The following is a 16,763-nucleotide window of genomic DNA, read 5'->3' as shown; positions in this document are numbered from 1 at the left end:
CCTAAAATATGAGAAAAAGAATACGAATTACAACCATTGCCCTTTTCGCACTATTCAGTTCATTGCATGGGCAAAGTACGATAAGTGTAGGAGAAAACGAAAATTATATTCTGACTATTACTCCTACCACATCCATCTCAAGTGTTGGCGGGCTTACCACAAACAATTCATTGACATCTGTTCAATACTTTGACAAATTGGGAAGATCCGTGCAAACGATACAAATCAATACTACTCCTAGTAGATCCGATCTCGTAACCTATCAGGAGTATGATAATTTTGGACGAGGTTCCAACACTTGGCAACCCGTGGTGGCAACTAATAATAATGGAGCATTCGTGCCCTATGCGAACTTTATCAATAAAGCATCTGCAACCTATATTAATGAGGCGAAGCCTTATAGTAAAATCCAATACGAAAGCTCACCACTGAACAGGGTACTCCAACAGTATGGACCTGGACAAGATTGGCATAATAATAGTAAGACTATACGAACCGCATACTTAATTAATAATAGTGAACATCTTTGTAAGCTCTACATCACCAGTGATAATGGGAAGCTTATTAGCCTCACTCGGGCAAATAGTGCAACAAACTACAACAACAGTGAATTATTTATTGTCAAACTCACCGATGAAGACGGTAACACATCTTACGAGTTTAAAGACAAACTGGGACAGGTTGTACTCACCCGCCAGATGGACGGAAGCGTTGCTCACGACACCTATTTCGTATATGACAGTTATGGCAATCTACGTGCTGTCCTTCCACCACTAGCAGCCGATAATCTAAACTCCGGTACATGGAACGAAAGTAACACTTACCTGCAACAGTATGCCTATCTGTACAAATATGATGAACGCAATCGGTGTATAGCCAAGAAGCTACCAGGAGCAGAATGGATATATTATATTTATGACAAAGCCGACCGATTGATCTTTACACAAGATGGAGAACTTCGTTCTCGCGAAGAGTGGTTATTCAGTATCCCCGATGACTTGGGAAGAACAGTGTTGACAGGAACCTGTAAAAACACATTCAATTATCAGGATAATCCATTAGGAAGTATAATCGTAAAAGCTATTTGGACAGGAACAGGTGGTTCATACAAAGGATATAACATCTCCGGGATCACCCCAGTATCACCTATCAAGATATTGTCTGCGCAATATTATGATAGCTATGATTTCTTGTCTCTACCTGGATTCTCTACACTAGGACATGCAGCACCGGAAGCTGGTTTTGGTATACAATATACTGTAAGCTATAAGTCACTCCTGACAGGAACCTACTTTGTCGAAGCTGGCGGAGGAAGTGAACAGATTTGCGCAGCCCTATACTATGACTATCAAGGAAGGCTAATTCAATCGCAAACCACAAACCACCTGAGTGGAAAAGACGCTGAATTCATTGGGTATAATTTCAATGGGCAACCTCTGAAAAGGAAAACCGTACATACTGCTCCGGGCAAAACTACCCAAACCGAGTATTACACCTATACCTACGATCATGCTGGAAGGTTGACAAGAACTGAACACCAACTGGGGAGCAGTACAGCCGTCAAAACAATATTGGCAGAGAATACATACGATGAACTCGGAAGACTGAAAACCCAAAAGAAGGGAAACCTACCTGTAAGTACATACACCTACAATGTTCGTTCGTGGATGAAGTCCATTACGGGAACCTTGTTCAGTCAAACGCTGTACTACAATGATAGCTATGCAGGGAATACACCACGCTACAATGGAAACATATCCGCGATGAGTTGGAAAGCGGGCAGTGAAACCCTGAGAGGATATCGCTTTGTCTACGATGGTTTATCACGAATCACCAAAGCCGATTATCTACTCAATAGTTCTTTAAACGATAACTACAAAGTTCCATCCATTTCCTACGACAAACATGGAAACATTAAAACCTTACAACGCTGGGGGAAAACAAGTTCCGGCTATGGAATAGTAGATAACCTGACAATGGGGCATATAGGCAACCAGCTTTCTTATGTGACAGATATAGCCGTAAAAACCCCGGATGTGACAGCAGGACTAAATGACTTCAAAGATGCATCATCAGCTACATCCGGCGAATATGCTTATAATAGAAATGGAGCCATGACCAAAGATTTAAACAAAGGAATTAGTAATATTGCATATAATTCATTAAATTTACCCACTCAGCTCATCATCAATGGCGTGACCAACAGCTATAAATATACTGCAGATGGGACTAAGCTGAAAATAACTCGTGGGTCTGATATAGTCGATTATGTCGCAGGTAAGATCTATGAAAATGGTTCTTTGAAAAGGATTTTGATAGATGGTGGTTATATAGAAAATGGGATATATCATTTCTATATTCAGGATCACCAGGGCAATAACCGTATAGTAGCCACCGGTTCAGGAACCATTGTACAACGTAATCATTATTATCCATTCGGCATGCCTTTCGGAGAGATTGCAGTAAGTGAGCAGGATAAACAGGCGCACAAGTACAATGGTAAGGAACTGGATCGCAAGAATGGGCTAAACCTCTATGATTACTCAGCAAGGTACATGGAACCAAGTCTGGGAAGGTTCACAACGATAGATCCGCTGGCCGAGAAGTATTATTCGATTAGTCCATATGCGTATTGTTCAAATAGTCCAATTATTCATATTGATCCTGATGGAAAGGATGAATATAATATAAATAAGAAAGGAAAAATTGTTGGGAAAGTTATAAAAACGACAGATCATGATGCTTTTTTCATGGTTGATAAAAAAGGAAATAGAGTCAAAGACAGTAATGGAAGATATAAAGCACATTATATGGATTATGGGACTATTGAAAAACAGGCTACTTTGAAAGTAGATATAAATAATTCAAGTAAAGGAACATATTCATATTATAGAGTTAGAGGCGATAAAAATGCAAGTGACTTATTTGAATTTCTAGCTCAAAACACGGGAGTTGAATGGGGACAATTTATGACTGGTAAAGCAGGTGATTCTGGGTTGAACTTCTTAACAACCTCTCATTTGGAAGATAAAGAAAGAGGTTCTCTTGCTGTATTAGAACAAGAACTTAGACATGGTTATACTATAAGAGGACATATTCATAATCACCCAGGCAACACACCTTACCCATCAGGTCTTGAAGATAGAGGTGGAGATATTGGTTGGGGATCCAAAGTATATAGATATTCATCAAGACCGATCTTAAAAATTTATTTACCTGAATCTAATCAGTATATTAGTTATACTCCTTCTTCTAGACCGTCTGATTTTAAAAATTATCCTACTACAGGTTTTGAATTGGATGAGATAGTGGTAACACCATAAAGCAAGGTAAACATAATTATTTATCAATAAATTCTTTATAAGTATGTGCAAAATACGATTTATAATATTGAGTATTAGCTTTATATTTTGTATTCCAAACATTTTTTATGGGCAAAAGGTGGAGGATGTTATATTACCCAAATTAGTAGAAAATAAATTAATGAATTTGGATTCTATAATAGATTCTTTAATATTAGGCTCTAAATGCGTTAAAGAAAAGGGAATCAATAAATTTGGTATAACCTGTATTTATGATACAGATGTTTATTTGCGTTTAGTCATTACAGCAAAAGAAGAAATTATAGAATCTGACAGGTTTGGTAATGGGGCAGGATTCTTTGAGGTAAATAATTCGTTATTTATAGTCAACAATAATCCAAATGACCTTTTTAAGAAAGGGAGTGATAGAAAAGTAATAAAGTTTATTGAGTATGAACCTATGCCAGATGATCCACCAACTTGGTTTTTGTATTTCAAAAATCATAATTACTTTAGTTATAGAGAAATTTGTCAATGGTAAATAGTTGACTCTGTTTCATACTGAATAGTTGACTATTTTCAAAGTGAACTAATATTAAGCAGTTACCATTTTCCAATATGTGGTAGCTGCTTTTTCATAATTTTATTCTGCTTCGGATTTAAACATAATAGGAACCGTATAACTAAATCTTGCTGGTTCACCAGCCATTGTTCCAGGTTTAAAATTGGGAATTTTATTAGCAACTTCCAATGCTGCTTCATCTAGTTTCGGGTGGACACTGCGCACAACTACTGGGTCTGAAACACTTCCATCTTTTGAAATTCTAAAAAGAACAACAACTCTTCCCTGAATACCTGAATCGGCACATTCTTTTGGATAATATGTATTCTTTCTAATGAATTCCATTAAAGCTTCGGTTCCTCCCGGATACTCGGGCATTTTCTCAACTACATAACAAAACATATCATGGTGGTCTGAATCTTCTTCATTATACAAAGAATCTTCTGTGATTAAATTATTTTCATCACTTCCCTGATTTTTTGTTTTCGTTTGGCATCCGCTTGAAAGGAGTAGGAGAGTAGTTCCTACAGCTATTTTGTAATGATTGATATACCGGTTGTTGATTCTTTCGGTTATAACAGACAATAGTCTATATAGACCTTTATAAATAACTTTTTTCATGGTGTTACCGCATTAAGTGTTGTATTTATATTCTAAGCAAACGGAACAGTGTTTAATTCATGCACAATTGGATCTTCTGTTTTCAGCGTAAGACCCATTTGTTCGGAAGCAGCACGGCATCCTCCACGGCATTTACTCAATCGGGTGCATTGATTACAAAACGACATATTTAATTCGCTCCATTCGTCAATATACCGTGAACTGAATATTTCTCCGAATGATTGCTTAAATATATTTCCTGCCACGATAGGAGAGTGGTTACAAAGTCGGAGATTACCTTCGATATCAAAGGTAAGCGGACGCCGGTACACATCTTCAGAACAAGAACCAAAGCCTATATTCGGATAATCGTCTGGATTCAGAATGCAATGAGGGGTACATACACCGGAAACAATTCGCATACCCGATGTGCTGGCAAATTCGTTCACTTCGCTGAAAGATGTGCGTAATTCCTTAATACCGGCCGATAATCCATTAACATGATTCAAGCCTTCGCCTCCCAGGTTATAGCGGTTTACCATAGCACTGCGAATACCCATATCATAGAAAAAATGTACCTTTGAATAGCCTTTTGCCATGAACCGGATTTCCGGGTTATCCTATCATGTATCTCTGGATGCAGGGAATGGATAGAAAATTCAATCAAATTGGTTTGAAGTTTACATAGTTGGCGATATACTTCTGTCGGCCCGTTTCCGTTGGTAATAATCGTTACTTTCTTTTGATTCAGTTTTGCGTGCAGTACAAGTTCGAGGAAACGTTCGCTGATGGTAGGTTCTGTAAAAGTCAGTCGTTCGGCTGTTGTGGTTTTTATGATTTTGTCTATCAACCGGAAAGCTTTTTTATAAGAATCCTGATGAAGTGCGGGTTCTCCATCCTGCTTCCACCAATTATAACAATGCATGCAATGTATGTTGCATTTTGTAGTGAGTTCTATAATAGCATGACTAAGATAATCTATGGTCATATTCTCTATATCCGATTTCACTGTTGTGAATCTTTGCAATAATAACGAATTATAAATTAAGACGAAAAAAATAAGTTAAAATTTAAATTAACTTAGGATATGTAGGTAGTTGATTCTCAATGATTCATTTACTTCAAATTAGAAAATTACCTTTTTGTAGGTATGCAAAAAATCTTGCATTTTTCACTATCTTTGTTGGCTTATAAAAAGAAAACAAGAAATGGCAGTGAACAGCGATATCGTCCTCACCCCAATGATGAAACAGTTTCTTGACATCAAAACGCAGCATCCGGATGCTGTATTACTGTTTCGTTGTGGTGACTTTTATGAAACTTATTCTACAGATGCAATCGTAGCATCTGAGATATTAGGCATTACACTAACCAAACGTGCCAACGGAAAAGAGAAAACAGTAGAAATGGCTGGTTTCCCTTATCATGCCCTGGATACTTATCTGCCTAAACTCGTCCGTGCAGGCAAGCGTGTGGCCATTTGCGACCAGTTGGAAGACCCAAAGGCAACAAAGAAACTCGTAAAGCGTGGTATTACAGAACTTGTTACTCCGGGAGTTTCCATCAATGATAATGTACTGAATTACAAAGAAAATAACTTCCTGGCAGCCGTACATTTTGGTAAAGGAGCTTGTGGAGTAGCTTTCCTGGATATATCTACCGGTGAGTTCCTTACTGCCGAAGGTCCTTTCGATTACATCGATAAACTGCTGAATAACTTTGGTCCCAAAGAAGTGCTTTTCGAACGCGGAAAGCGCGGTATGTTCGAAGGGAATTTCGGTAATCGCTTCTTCACTTTCGAACTGGACGATTGGGTGTTTACCGATACTTCCGCCCGTCAGAAACTCCTCAAGCATTTTGAAACAAAGAACCTGAAAGGATTCGGTGTAGAGCATCTTAAAAACGGTATAATTGCCTCCGGTGCTATTCTGCAATACCTGGAAATTACCCAGCATACGCAAATAGGTCATATCCTTTCCCTGTCTCGCATTGAAGAAGATAAATATGTCCGCCTGGATAAGTTCACTGTTCGCAGCCTGGAGCTTATTTCCACAATGAACGAAGGTGGTAAAAGTTTGTTGGATGTCATTGATAGAACAATCAGTCCGATGGGTGCCCGTATGCTGAAGCGTTGGGTGGTATTCCCGTTGAAAGATGAAGGGCCAATTGACGACCGGTTGAATGTGGTAGAATACTTCTTCCGCCATCCTGATTTCAAGGAACTGGTTGAAGATCATTTGGGGCAAATAGGTGACTTGGAACGTATCGTTTCCAAAGTAGCCGTAGGCCGTGTTTCACCCCGCGAAGTAGTACAGTTGAAAGTTGCTCTACGCTCAATAGAACCTATCAAATTGGCTTGTTTGGAAGCTGATAATGCTAGTCTGAATACGATAGGAGAGAAGCTTAATCTTTGCCTTTCGATCAGAGAACGTATTGATAAGGAAATCAATAACGATCCTCCATTGCTTATCAATAAAGGAGGAGTTATCCGCGACGGAGTGAATGATGAGCTGGACCAGTTGCGCCAAATAGCTTATTCCGGTAAGGATTATCTGCTGAAAATACAACAGCGTGAAAGTGAAGCCACAGGCATCCCCAGTCTGAAAATAGCTTTTAATAACGTTTTTGGGTATTATATTGAAGTCCGTAATATCCATAAAGATAAAGTTCCTCAGGAGTGGATACGTAAACAGACACTGGTAAATGCCGAACGCTACATTACCCAGGAATTGAAGGAATACGAAGAGAAGATATTAGGCGCCGAAGATAAGATCCTGGCATTGGAGACTAAAATATATAATAACCTGGTTGGTGCATTGACTGAGTTTATACCTGAAATTCAAATCAATGCCAGTCAGATTGCCCGTCTGGATTGTTTGCACTCCTTTGCCAATGTTGCCCGTGAGAATAACTATATACGTCCGGTTATTAGTGACGATGATGTATTGGATATTCACCAGGGCCGCCACCCGGTCATTGAAAAACAATTGCCGATAGGAGAGAAGTATATTGCGAATGATGTAATGTTGGATAGTAAGCAACAACAAATTATCATCATTACAGGGCCTAATATGGCGGGTAAATCGGCACTTTTACGTCAAACGGCACTCATTACCCTGCTTGCCCAGATTGGTTCGTTTGTGCCTGCCGAAAGTGCCCATATCGGCATGGTTGATAAGATATTTACCCGTGTAGGAGCCAGCGATAACATTTCCGTAGGCGAATCTACGTTTATGGTGGAGATGAACGAGGCGGCCGATATCCTGAATAATGTGTCGTTGCGTAGTCTTATCTTGTTTGATGAGTTGGGCCGCGGTACTTCTACGTATGATGGTATCTCTATTGCCTGGGCCATTGTAGAGTACATCCATGAGCATCCGAAAGCTAAAGCGCGTACCTTGTTTGCTACGCACTATCACGAGTTGAATGAGATGGAAAAATCATTTAACCGGATCAAGAACTACAATGTATCTGTGAAAGAAGTAGATAACAAGGTTATCTTTTTACGTAAACTGGAGCGTGGTGGTAGCGAGCATTCTTTTGGTATCCATGTGGCAAAGATGGCCGGGATGCCGAAAAGCATTGTGAAACGTGCAAATGATATTCTTGGACAGTTGGAAACTGATAACCGGAAACAAGGTATATCAGGTAAGCCACTTGCCGAAGTGAGTGAAAAACGGGAAGGTATGCAGTTGAACTTCTTTCAATTGGATGATCCGGTTCTGAGTCAGATACGGGATGAGATTCTGACTCTTGATGTGAATAACCTCACACCGTTGGAAGCACTGAATAAGCTAAATGAAATTAAGAAAATAGTAAAGGGCAAATAATATTGGGCGGTTCGCGAACCGCCCCTACGAGTATATCCCTTTTATAGTTGTATTTGTTGGCATTTTTATTGCTGTATCTATTAATAGCCTTATATTTGTACTTATATTATTCACGTGATTTAATGAACTTAAGTTTTAAATTTACTTATTACTCTATGAAACAGCTTTTTATATTATTAATTTCACTTTTTATTTCTTCCTTCTGTTATTCTCAGAATAACCTGATTGATGTAGTTTATTTGAAAAACGGAAGTATGATCCGGGGGATAATTATTGAGCAAGTCCCTAATCAATCTTTAAAGATTAGAACTGCTGATGGTAGTGTCTTTGTATATAACATCTCTGACGTAGAAAAAATGACAAGAGAAGAGCCCGTTGTACAGGAAAGAACTTACAATCGGAATAATTCCCGGAACTATTCCCGTACCATTACTGCTACTCCAAGCAATAAAACATTGCGCGGTTATAAGGGTTTTATTGATATGGGATATACGTTCGCTGATGAATATGAAGACCGTATAGAAATGAGTACCAGCCATGGATATCAGTTTAATAACTATTTATTTGTTGGGGGTGGTATAGCTTATCATTATTATCATGATGATGAAACTGACCTTTATACAATGCCTATATTTGCTAATTTCAGAGCTAATTTTATGAATAAGAAAGTAACTCCATTTACTGATGTCAGAGTAGGTTATTCTGTTGGTGATTTGGAAGGCGGATATGCTTATGTCGGACTGGGCGCCCGTTTTAAATTGGTAAATAAAATGGCTTTGAATCTTACATTAGGTTTCTCTTATCAAGAGTATGAATATGGGTATTATGATGATGTAACAGATACAAGCGGTTTTAATGTAAAATTCGGATTTGAATTCTAATTGATTATAAAAAAAGAGCGGAAAATCAGTAACTGGTTTTCCGCTCTTTTTTTATGGTTGTAATTTACTTCTTTTGATGTAAAGGAGGATTCATCTTATCCAGTTTCTTTCCTGAAAATAAGCTGATTAGACCAATAATAACAATAGGAACACTTAGCAATTGGCCCATATTGAATAACATGCCTTGCTCGAAATCTACCTGGTTTTCTTTGAGATATTCAATAAAGAAGCGGAAGGTAAAGATGTACGTCAGGCAAAGGCCAAAGAAGAATCCGCGGTGTACCTTCTTGCCGTAGTTCTTATACAAGAATATCATGATCAGAAACAAGACAAAGTAAGCAATAGCTTCGTAAAGCTGTGCCGGATGGCGTGCAACATTGTCTACACTTTCAAACACAAATGCCCAGGGCATAGTAGTTGGGTGTCCGATGATCTCTGAATTCATCAGGTTGGCCAAACGAATGAAACAAGCTGTTATTGGAGTAGCGATAGCCACCATATCCAACACATCCATGAAATTCATCTTTACTTTGCGAGCATAAAGTAGTAACGCAATGGCTAAACCTACCGTTCCTCCATGGCTTGCCAGCCCTGCATAGCCTACAAATTTCCAGTTTCCATCCGGAAGGAAATGGATGGGGAGAAGCATTTCTATGAAGTGATTAAGACTACTAAAGTAGTAATCGGGTTGATAGAATATACAGTGTCCCAGGCGTGAGCCGATCAGGATACCGAAGAAGCAGTAAATGAAAAGAGGATCAAAGATCTTTTCATCTATTTTTTTGTCTTTGTAGAGGTATCGTACAATGAAATAGGCCAATGCAATACCAATCACCCAAAATAATCCATAATATCTGACTGAAATACCGAAAAGGTTAAGGAATTCCGTCTCCGGATTCCAGTTGATGTATAACAATAGTTTATCCATATAACTAATTATTTAGTTTGATTTATTGTTTCTGTCTCTGAACTTGCTGGCTACCATTTCGTAGGTAGGAGTTTCAACTCCATGTTCGCGTGCTGTATCAATCATATCGAATAGTAGGCCCTGGATTTCCGAATCATGGCCACGGGCAAGATCTTTTTGCATGGATGCTGTGCTTTCGGGAGCCAGCTTATCTAAAACTTTCAGGTTATAGCTTACCAGGTCTTCATCGAACGAAATGCCTAGTTTTTTGCCCAATCCGGCACTTTCGCGGGATAATCCGGTAAATGTATCACGGAATGCTCCGGGTTTCTGTCCTTCGCCCATAGGAGCGTCGTAATAAGCGCCTGTACATGCCATGGCTGATATGAAAGACCATTTGATAAACGTATCGCGGTTTATATCGGGTGATATTTCGGCTTTTATACCACTTTCCTGCAAGTCGTTTTGTACGGCTTCCATTGTTCCCGGAGGAACTATGGTGCCTTTATGTGCTCCATATACCATGCGGAAGATGGTTCCCATTTGGGTGATTTCGCCTGGATTGGAGATAAAGCCAACGATGTAGATGCAACCGTCCAACACCGTTACACGTGGAACAAGTCGCTGCAATTTAGGTCCGGTGCCGTATACATTGAGGATAGGAATAACGATGGTGTTTTCGTGCGCAGCTCTGTCAATAAGCTGTATGATGGAGTCGATTGAATATCCTTTGACGCAAACGAAAATAACATCGGCCTTTCCTGTATATTCCTCTGCGGTACAAGCGTTTATCGGAATAATATGTTCGCCTTTCAAACCGGATATCAGTTTCAATCCATTCTTTTGAATAGCTTCCAGGTGTGACCCGCGGGCTATGCAAGTCACATCTTTTCCTGCTAGTGCGAGAAAGGCAGCTATGCTGCCTCCTACGCCTCCTGTTCCTGCAACAAGATATTTCATTCGGTAGTTAGAAGTTAGTAGTTAGAAGTTAGAAGTTAGTAGTTAGAAGTTAGTAGTAAGTAGCTAGGTTTTGTATTTACTATGTGAAATCACTCCATTAACCTAGCTACTAACTTCTAGCTTCTAGCTACTGAGTTATACATTAAAGCGGAAGTGCATGATGTCGCCGTCTTGTGCGACGTATTCTTTGCCTTCTACGCCCATTTTTCCGGCTTCTTTTACAGCAGCCTCGGAGCCGTATTGGATGAAGTCGTCGAATTTGATGACTTCGGCACGGATGAATCCTTTTTCAAAGTCGGTGTGGATTACTCCGGCGCATTGAGGGGCTTTGCTACCTTTCAGGTAAGTCCATGCGCGTACTTCCTGCACACCGGCGGTGAAGTATGTTTCCAGATTCAGAAGTTTATAAGCAGATTTGATTAAACGTGCTACGCCCGATTCTTCCAGTCCGATTTCTTCAAGGAACATCTGGCGGTCTTCGTATGTTTCCAGTTCTGCGATATCCGATTCGGTTTTAGCTGCCACGACCAGGATTTCTGCATTTTCTTCTTTTACAGCTTCGCGAACCATGTCGACGTATTTATTTCCTTTTACAGCACTTGCTTCGTCTACATTGCAGACATACATTACTGGTTTGCTGGTGAGAAGGAATAACTCCTTGGCTATTTTCTGTTCGTCTTTGGTTTCAAACTGAACGGTACGTGCCGATTTGCCTTGTTCAAGGGCTTCTTTGAAGCGTACAAGTACATCGTATGTTTGTTTGGCGTTCTTATCTCCCCCGGTTTGAGCTTGTTTTTGCACCCGTTGAATGCGGGTTTCGATTGTATCGAGGTCTTTAAGCTGCAATTCGTAGTCAATGATTTCTTTATCGCGGACGGGGTTTACACTGCCATCAACATGGGTTACATTCTCGTCGTCAAAGCAGCGTAGTACGTGCAGAATAGCATCTGTTTCGCGGATGTTGGCAAGGAATTTATTTCCAAGGCCTTCGCCTTTGCTGGCTCCTTTTACGAGTCCGGCGATATCTACAATCTCTACTGTTGTAGGTACTATTCGTTGCGGGTGAACCAGTTCGGCCAGTTTATTTAAACGTTCGTCGGGTACGGTAATCACTCCGACATTCGGTTCGATTGTACAAAAGGGGAAATTTGCTGCCTGCGCTTTGGCGTTGGATAGGCAGTTGAAAAGGGTCGACTTACCTACGTTTGGTAATCCGACAATACCACATTGTAAAGCCATTAATCAGTTTACGTTTTAAAAATTATTCATTATTGGGTGCAAAGATAGCTAATATATCCTTATTTTTATCGTTGTTTTACTGTTCAATTTAAAGCTTGATGAAATCAAAAGTAATAATTCCGGGTGTATGTTTGTTCTGTATATTTCTATTGCAGTCGTGTTCAACAGGTCTGATCCGGGTAGGAGAGGGGTATAGTCATACTTCGGTCAATACAACGGTGTTCCGTAATAACTCTTTGGTGACTTTCGGGGATACGCAGTTCGTGGCTTTTTACGATCCTGACGAGTACCTTGTTCTTGGGAAGCGCAAATTAGGAAATGCGCAATGGGAGTTGAAGCGTTCGGCTTATAAGGGCAATTGTAAAGATGCTCATAACATCATCAGTCTGATGGTAGATGGTGATGGATATTTACATGTATCTTTCGATCATCATGGTCATCCGCTTAATTATTGTCGTAGCGTGGCTCCGTTTTCTTTAGAGTTGGGAGAGAAAATCCCGATGACGGGCGATGATGAAGGAAACGTGACCTATCCGGAATTCTATGCTTTGGCGAATGGCGATTTGTTGTTTGTTTATCGTTCCGGTTCGTCGGGTAGGGGAAATCTGGTAATGAATCGCTATTTGCTTCAGGATCAGAAGTGGACGCGTGTGCAGGATGTTCTGATTGATGGGGAAGACCGGCGCAATGCTTATTGGCAGCTTTATGTCGACGAGAAGGGTACCATTCACCTGTCCTGGGTTTGGCGGGAAACGTGGATGGTAGAAACCAATCATGATATGTGTTATGCGCGTTCTTTTGATAACGGCATGACCTGGTATAAAACGAATGGTGAAAAATATGAACTTCCTATTACGTTGGCCAATGCGGAATATGCTTGCCGGATACCTCAGAATTCGGAGCTTATTAATCAGACTAGTATGGGGGCGAATGCTGCTGGTAATCCTTATATTGCTACGTATTGGCGCGATCAGGACAGTGAGGTCCCTCAGTATCGTATCATCTGGCATGATGGAGAGGGGTGGAATAACCGTCGGGTGATGGAGCGTAAAACTCCGTTCTCATTGGTTGGCGGGGGCACCAAAATGATTCCTATTGCCCGGCCCAGAATAGCGGTTGACGATGAAAGGATTTGGTATATTTTTCGTGATGAGGAGCGTGGCAGTAAGGTGTCGGTGGCATATACAGACCGCGTGGCATCGGGTAAATGGGAAGTTGCTGACTTGACGGGTTTTTCTGTTGATGCCTGGGAGCCTACCTATGATACGGAACTTTGGAAACAGAAAAAACAATTACATTTATTTGTACAAAAAACTCGTCAGGGCGATGGAGAAAAGGCTGTTGAGACGGAACCACAGGTGGTTTATGTATTGTATGTAAAGAAGGAATAGGGATCAGCTTTAACGGTTCATTCTGCCGCAAAGAACTTATGTGCGGCAGAGATTCTAGCTTTGGGTAATTGAGAAACTTTCACGCTCTCATTGAGCAACTTTCCCATTGCCATTGAGCAACTTTCTCAGCACCATTGAGAAACTTTCTCAGTATAGCTGAGAAAGCTTCTCAGTGTGACTAAAATATAATGAGTGACTTTCACTCCTTTTGTTAGAATGATTTTAGTTTTAATGCTCTCTTCTTTTTTTAATGTGCTTCCAGCCAGTTTTTTCCCCAGTCGCAGTCTGCTTTCAATGGCACATGCATCCGGTATGCATTTTCCATTTCTTCAATCACAATCCTTTCTACCTGCTCTTTTTCTTCGATGGGCACACTAAAATTCAATTCATCGTGTACCTGAAGAATCATTTTTGCTTTGATCCCTTCTGCCTGGAACCGCTTGTAGATACGAATCATCGCTACCTTAATAATATCTGCCGCACTGCCTTGGATAGGCGCATTGATCGCATTTCGTTCGGCATATCCTCTGACTACGGCATTTCTGGAATTGATATCCGGCAGATAGCGTTTACGATGGAAAATGGTTTCCACATAACCAGTTTCCTGAGCTACTGTAATGCTTTGATCCATGTAAGTTTTCACTTGCGGATACGTCTCGAAGTAACCATCAATAAGCTCTTTTGCTTCTTTCCGGTCCACGTTCATCCGTTCGGCAAGTCCGAATACAGATATACCGTAAATAATACCAAAGTTTGCCGTTTTCGCCTTGCGACGCATATCCGATGTCACGTCTTTAATATCTATTTTATATATTTTGGCAGCCGTTGCTGCATGGATATCATGTCCGCTCAAGAAGGCATCAATCATATTTTTATCCTCACTAAGGTGCGCCATGATGCGTAGCTCGATTTGCGAGTAGTCTGCCGAAAAGAACAGACAATCGTCATCCGGGATAAAGGCTTTTCGTATCTCTTTCCCTTCTTCATCGCGGATAGGGATATTTTGCAAATTCGGGTTGCTCGAACTCAATCGGCCGGTAGAAGTTACGGTTTGATTGAATGAGGTATGGACCCTTCCCGTACGCGGATTGATCAACAGTGGAAGTGCATCAATATAGGTACCCAGAAGTTTCTTTAAACCTCTATGTTCCAGAATCTTTCCAATAATTTCATGTTTCCCTCGGAGACTTTCCAGTACCTCTTCCGAAGTAGTGTACTGACCCGTTTTTGTCTTCTTGGCTTTCTCTACAATCTTCAGTTTATCGAACAATATTTCACCTACTTGTTTGGGCGAAGCAATGTTGAATTCTTCGCCTGCAAGTGCATAGATTTCTTTTTCAATTTCAACTACTTTATTGCTGAAATATATTGATGATTGTTTCAAAGCCTCCGTATCCAGTCGGACTCCGTTGCTCTCCATATAAGCCAATACAGGCACCAGCGGCATTTCGATGTTATAGAAAAGGTCTTCCGCACCATACTTCTTTAATTCCTCTTCCAGTATGTTTTTGAGCTTTAAGGTAACGTCCGCATCTTCGCATGCATAAAGATACACATCGGTGGGAGAGAGGTCGCGCATGTTTTTTTGGTTCTTTCCCTTCGGGCCGATCAATTCATCAATATGTATCGTATGGTAATTGAGGTAGACTTCCGCAAGATAGTCCATTCCATGTCTAAGTTCGGGTTGAATGACATAGTGGGCAATCATCGTATCGAAAAGTTTGCCTTTGATGTTGATTCCATAATTTTGTAGGATCAACATATCGTATTTTATATTTTGCCCAACCTTGAGCGATTTTTCATTTTCAAAGACAGGTTGGAACTCTTTTACGATTTTTAAGGTTTCTTCCTGGTTTGCAGGAACCGGAACATAGAATGCCTGGTTTTCGGCAAAACTGAAGCTCATTCCCACCAATTCGCTCTCGATCGGGTCCATACCAGTGGTTTCCGTATCTAGAGCAAAAACTTCTGTTGTCAGCAATTTTTGAACTAATGACAGCCTTTTCTCTTCATTATCAACGAGTTGATAGTCATAGTTCAAAGAATCTAAACGCGCCAGATTTCCAAAATTTGCTTCTTCCGTCCCTTCGGCCGCAAAAAATCCAAAGAGATCGCCTTGAGTTGGGCCACTTTGGACTTGTTTTTGGATGTTGGCGGCTGGCTTAGCCTCTTTCTTGAAAATTCGGTCGGCCAACGTTCGAAACTCCAACTCCTCGAAAATCTTCCGAAGTTCCTCTTCTTTTATTTCTTCACGAACAAGTGCATCCATATCAAGTTCGATCGGAACATCAATTTTGATTGTAGCCAGGAATTTTGAGAAGGTGATCATTTCCTTACTCGACTCCACTTTGGTTTTTAATGCACCTTTTAGTTGATCGGTATGTTCCAGCAGATTTTCAATGCTGCCAAATTCGGCAATTAGTTTCTGAGCAGTTTTCTCTCCCACCCCCGGACAACCCGGAATGTTATCGGAGGCGTCGCCCATGAGTCCAAGCATATCAATAATCTGGCAAGGAGATTCAATGTTATATTTCTCTTTTACCTTTTCCGGTCCCATCACTTCAAACTCTTTGTCTCCATACTTGGGACGGTAGATAAATACATTGTCTGTCACCAACTGGGCATAGTCTTTATCGGGGGTCATCATATAGGTAGTGATACCTTGTTTACCGGCTTGGGTTGCCAGCGTACCGATCACATCATCAGCTTCGTAACCCGGAACCTCCAGAATTGGAATATTGTATGCCCGGATAATATCTTTTATGATCGGAACCGATAGTCGGATGGCTTCCGGAGTTTCTTCCCGTTGCGCTTTATAATGTTCGTATGCTTCGTGTCTGAATGTCGGTCCGGCCGGGTCAAAAGCGATTCCAATATGTGTAGGATTTTCCTTCTTTAAAACATCTTCCAAGGTATTCACAAATCCGAGTATGGCAGATGTGTTGAAGCCCTTTGAGGTAATCCGTGGATTTTTGATGAATGCATAATAGGCTCTATATATGAGTGCATAAGCATCTAAAAGGAAAAGTTTGTGGTTTTCGTCCATAATTATACCAATTTTATTGGTAAAAATACAAAAAAATGCGCTATT

At 40.5% G+C, this 16,763-nt stretch carries 12 protein-coding genes; 5 read left to right on the top strand and 7 right to left on the bottom strand.

Annotated features, from left to right (window positions below; genetic code table 11):
* Positions 1–8 precede the first annotated feature (8 nt).
* Both D0T87_RS01035 and D0T87_RS01030 read left to right on the top strand, forming a co-directional pair.
* The gene (locus tag D0T87_RS01035) at positions 9–3,323 is read left to right on the top strand and encodes a DUF6443 domain-containing protein (RefSeq protein ID WP_163171949.1); all 3,315 of its coding nucleotides are present in this window, start codon (positions 9–11) and stop codon (positions 3,321–3,323) included.
* 43 nt (positions 3,324–3,366) lie between these two features.
* Complete coding sequence (locus D0T87_RS01030; protein ID WP_163171947.1) at positions 3,367–3,843, top strand: hypothetical protein; 477 nt, start codon at positions 3,367–3,369, stop codon at positions 3,841–3,843.
* A 102-nt stretch (positions 3,844–3,945) separates the two neighbouring features.
* On the opposite strand, the gene D0T87_RS01025 is transcribed toward D0T87_RS01030, so the two are convergent.
* Genes D0T87_RS01025 through D0T87_RS01015 form a run of 3 tightly spaced genes read right to left on the bottom strand, consistent with a single transcriptional unit; the run spans position 3,946 to position 5,473 of the window.
* On the bottom strand, positions 3,946–4,485 hold the full coding sequence (locus D0T87_RS01025; protein WP_163171945.1) for an energy transducer TonB: 540 nt from the start codon (positions 4,483–4,485) through the stop codon (positions 3,946–3,948).
* A 32-nt stretch (positions 4,486–4,517) separates the two neighbouring features.
* Entirely contained in the window at positions 4,518–5,024 is a 507-nt protein-coding gene (locus D0T87_RS01020; protein WP_163171943.1) for an SPASM domain-containing protein, read from the bottom strand.
* On the bottom strand, positions 5,000–5,473 hold the full coding sequence (locus tag D0T87_RS01015) for a radical SAM protein (protein WP_163171941.1): 474 nt from the start codon (positions 5,471–5,473) through the stop codon (positions 5,000–5,002). Before D0T87_RS01015 ends, D0T87_RS01020 begins: the two co-directional genes overlap by 25 nt.
* Positions 5,474–5,678: 205 nt before the next feature.
* Between D0T87_RS01015 and mutS the strand changes: the two genes are divergently transcribed.
* Positions 5,679–8,294, top strand: coding sequence for a DNA mismatch repair protein MutS (gene mutS / locus D0T87_RS01010; RefSeq protein ID WP_370526805.1), 2,616 nt, complete (start codon positions 5,679–5,681; stop codon positions 8,292–8,294).
* Positions 8,295–8,449: 155 nt separating this feature from the next.
* Entirely contained in the window at positions 8,450–9,175 is a 726-nt protein-coding gene (locus tag D0T87_RS01005) for a porin family protein (RefSeq protein ID WP_163171939.1), read from the top strand.
* 64 nt (positions 9,176–9,239) lie between these two features.
* Here the strand turns inward: D0T87_RS01005 and lgt are convergent, their stop codons facing one another.
* The 3 genes from lgt to ychF form a co-directional block, all read right to left on the bottom strand.
* On the bottom strand, positions 9,240–10,103 hold the full coding sequence (gene lgt, locus D0T87_RS01000) for a prolipoprotein diacylglyceryl transferase (protein WP_163171937.1): 864 nt from the start codon (positions 10,101–10,103) through the stop codon (positions 9,240–9,242).
* Between the two features lie 12 nt (positions 10,104–10,115).
* A complete protein-coding gene (locus D0T87_RS00995) occupies positions 10,116–11,042 on the bottom strand; it encodes a ketopantoate reductase family protein (protein ID WP_163171936.1) in 927 nt (308 codons plus the stop codon).
* Between the two features lie 135 nt (positions 11,043–11,177).
* A complete protein-coding gene (ychF, locus tag D0T87_RS00990) occupies positions 11,178–12,281 on the bottom strand; it encodes a redox-regulated ATPase YchF (protein WP_163171934.1) in 1,104 nt (367 codons plus the stop codon).
* 98 nt (positions 12,282–12,379) lie between these two features.
* Here ychF and D0T87_RS00985 point away from each other — a divergent pair, with 98 nt between their 5' ends.
* Positions 12,380–13,672 (top strand): BNR repeat-containing protein, encoded by a 1,293-nt coding sequence (locus D0T87_RS00985; protein WP_163171932.1) that lies wholly within the window; start codon positions 12,380–12,382, stop codon positions 13,670–13,672.
* A gap of 247 nt (positions 13,673–13,919) precedes the next feature.
* On the opposite strand, the gene polA is transcribed toward D0T87_RS00985, so the two are convergent.
* The gene (gene polA, locus D0T87_RS00980; protein WP_163171930.1) at positions 13,920–16,718 is read right to left on the bottom strand and encodes a DNA polymerase I; all 2,799 of its coding nucleotides are present in this window, start codon (positions 16,716–16,718) and stop codon (positions 13,920–13,922) included.
* Positions 16,719–16,763 lie beyond the last annotated feature (45 nt).

This window comes from Bacteroides sp. 51 (genome assembly GCF_010500965.1).
Taxonomy (GTDB): Bacteria; Bacteroidota; Bacteroidia; order Bacteroidales; family Bacteroidaceae; genus Bacteroides.
Note: the sequence above shows the minus strand (reverse complement) of the source record. Positions and strands in the feature narration are given on the sequence as shown.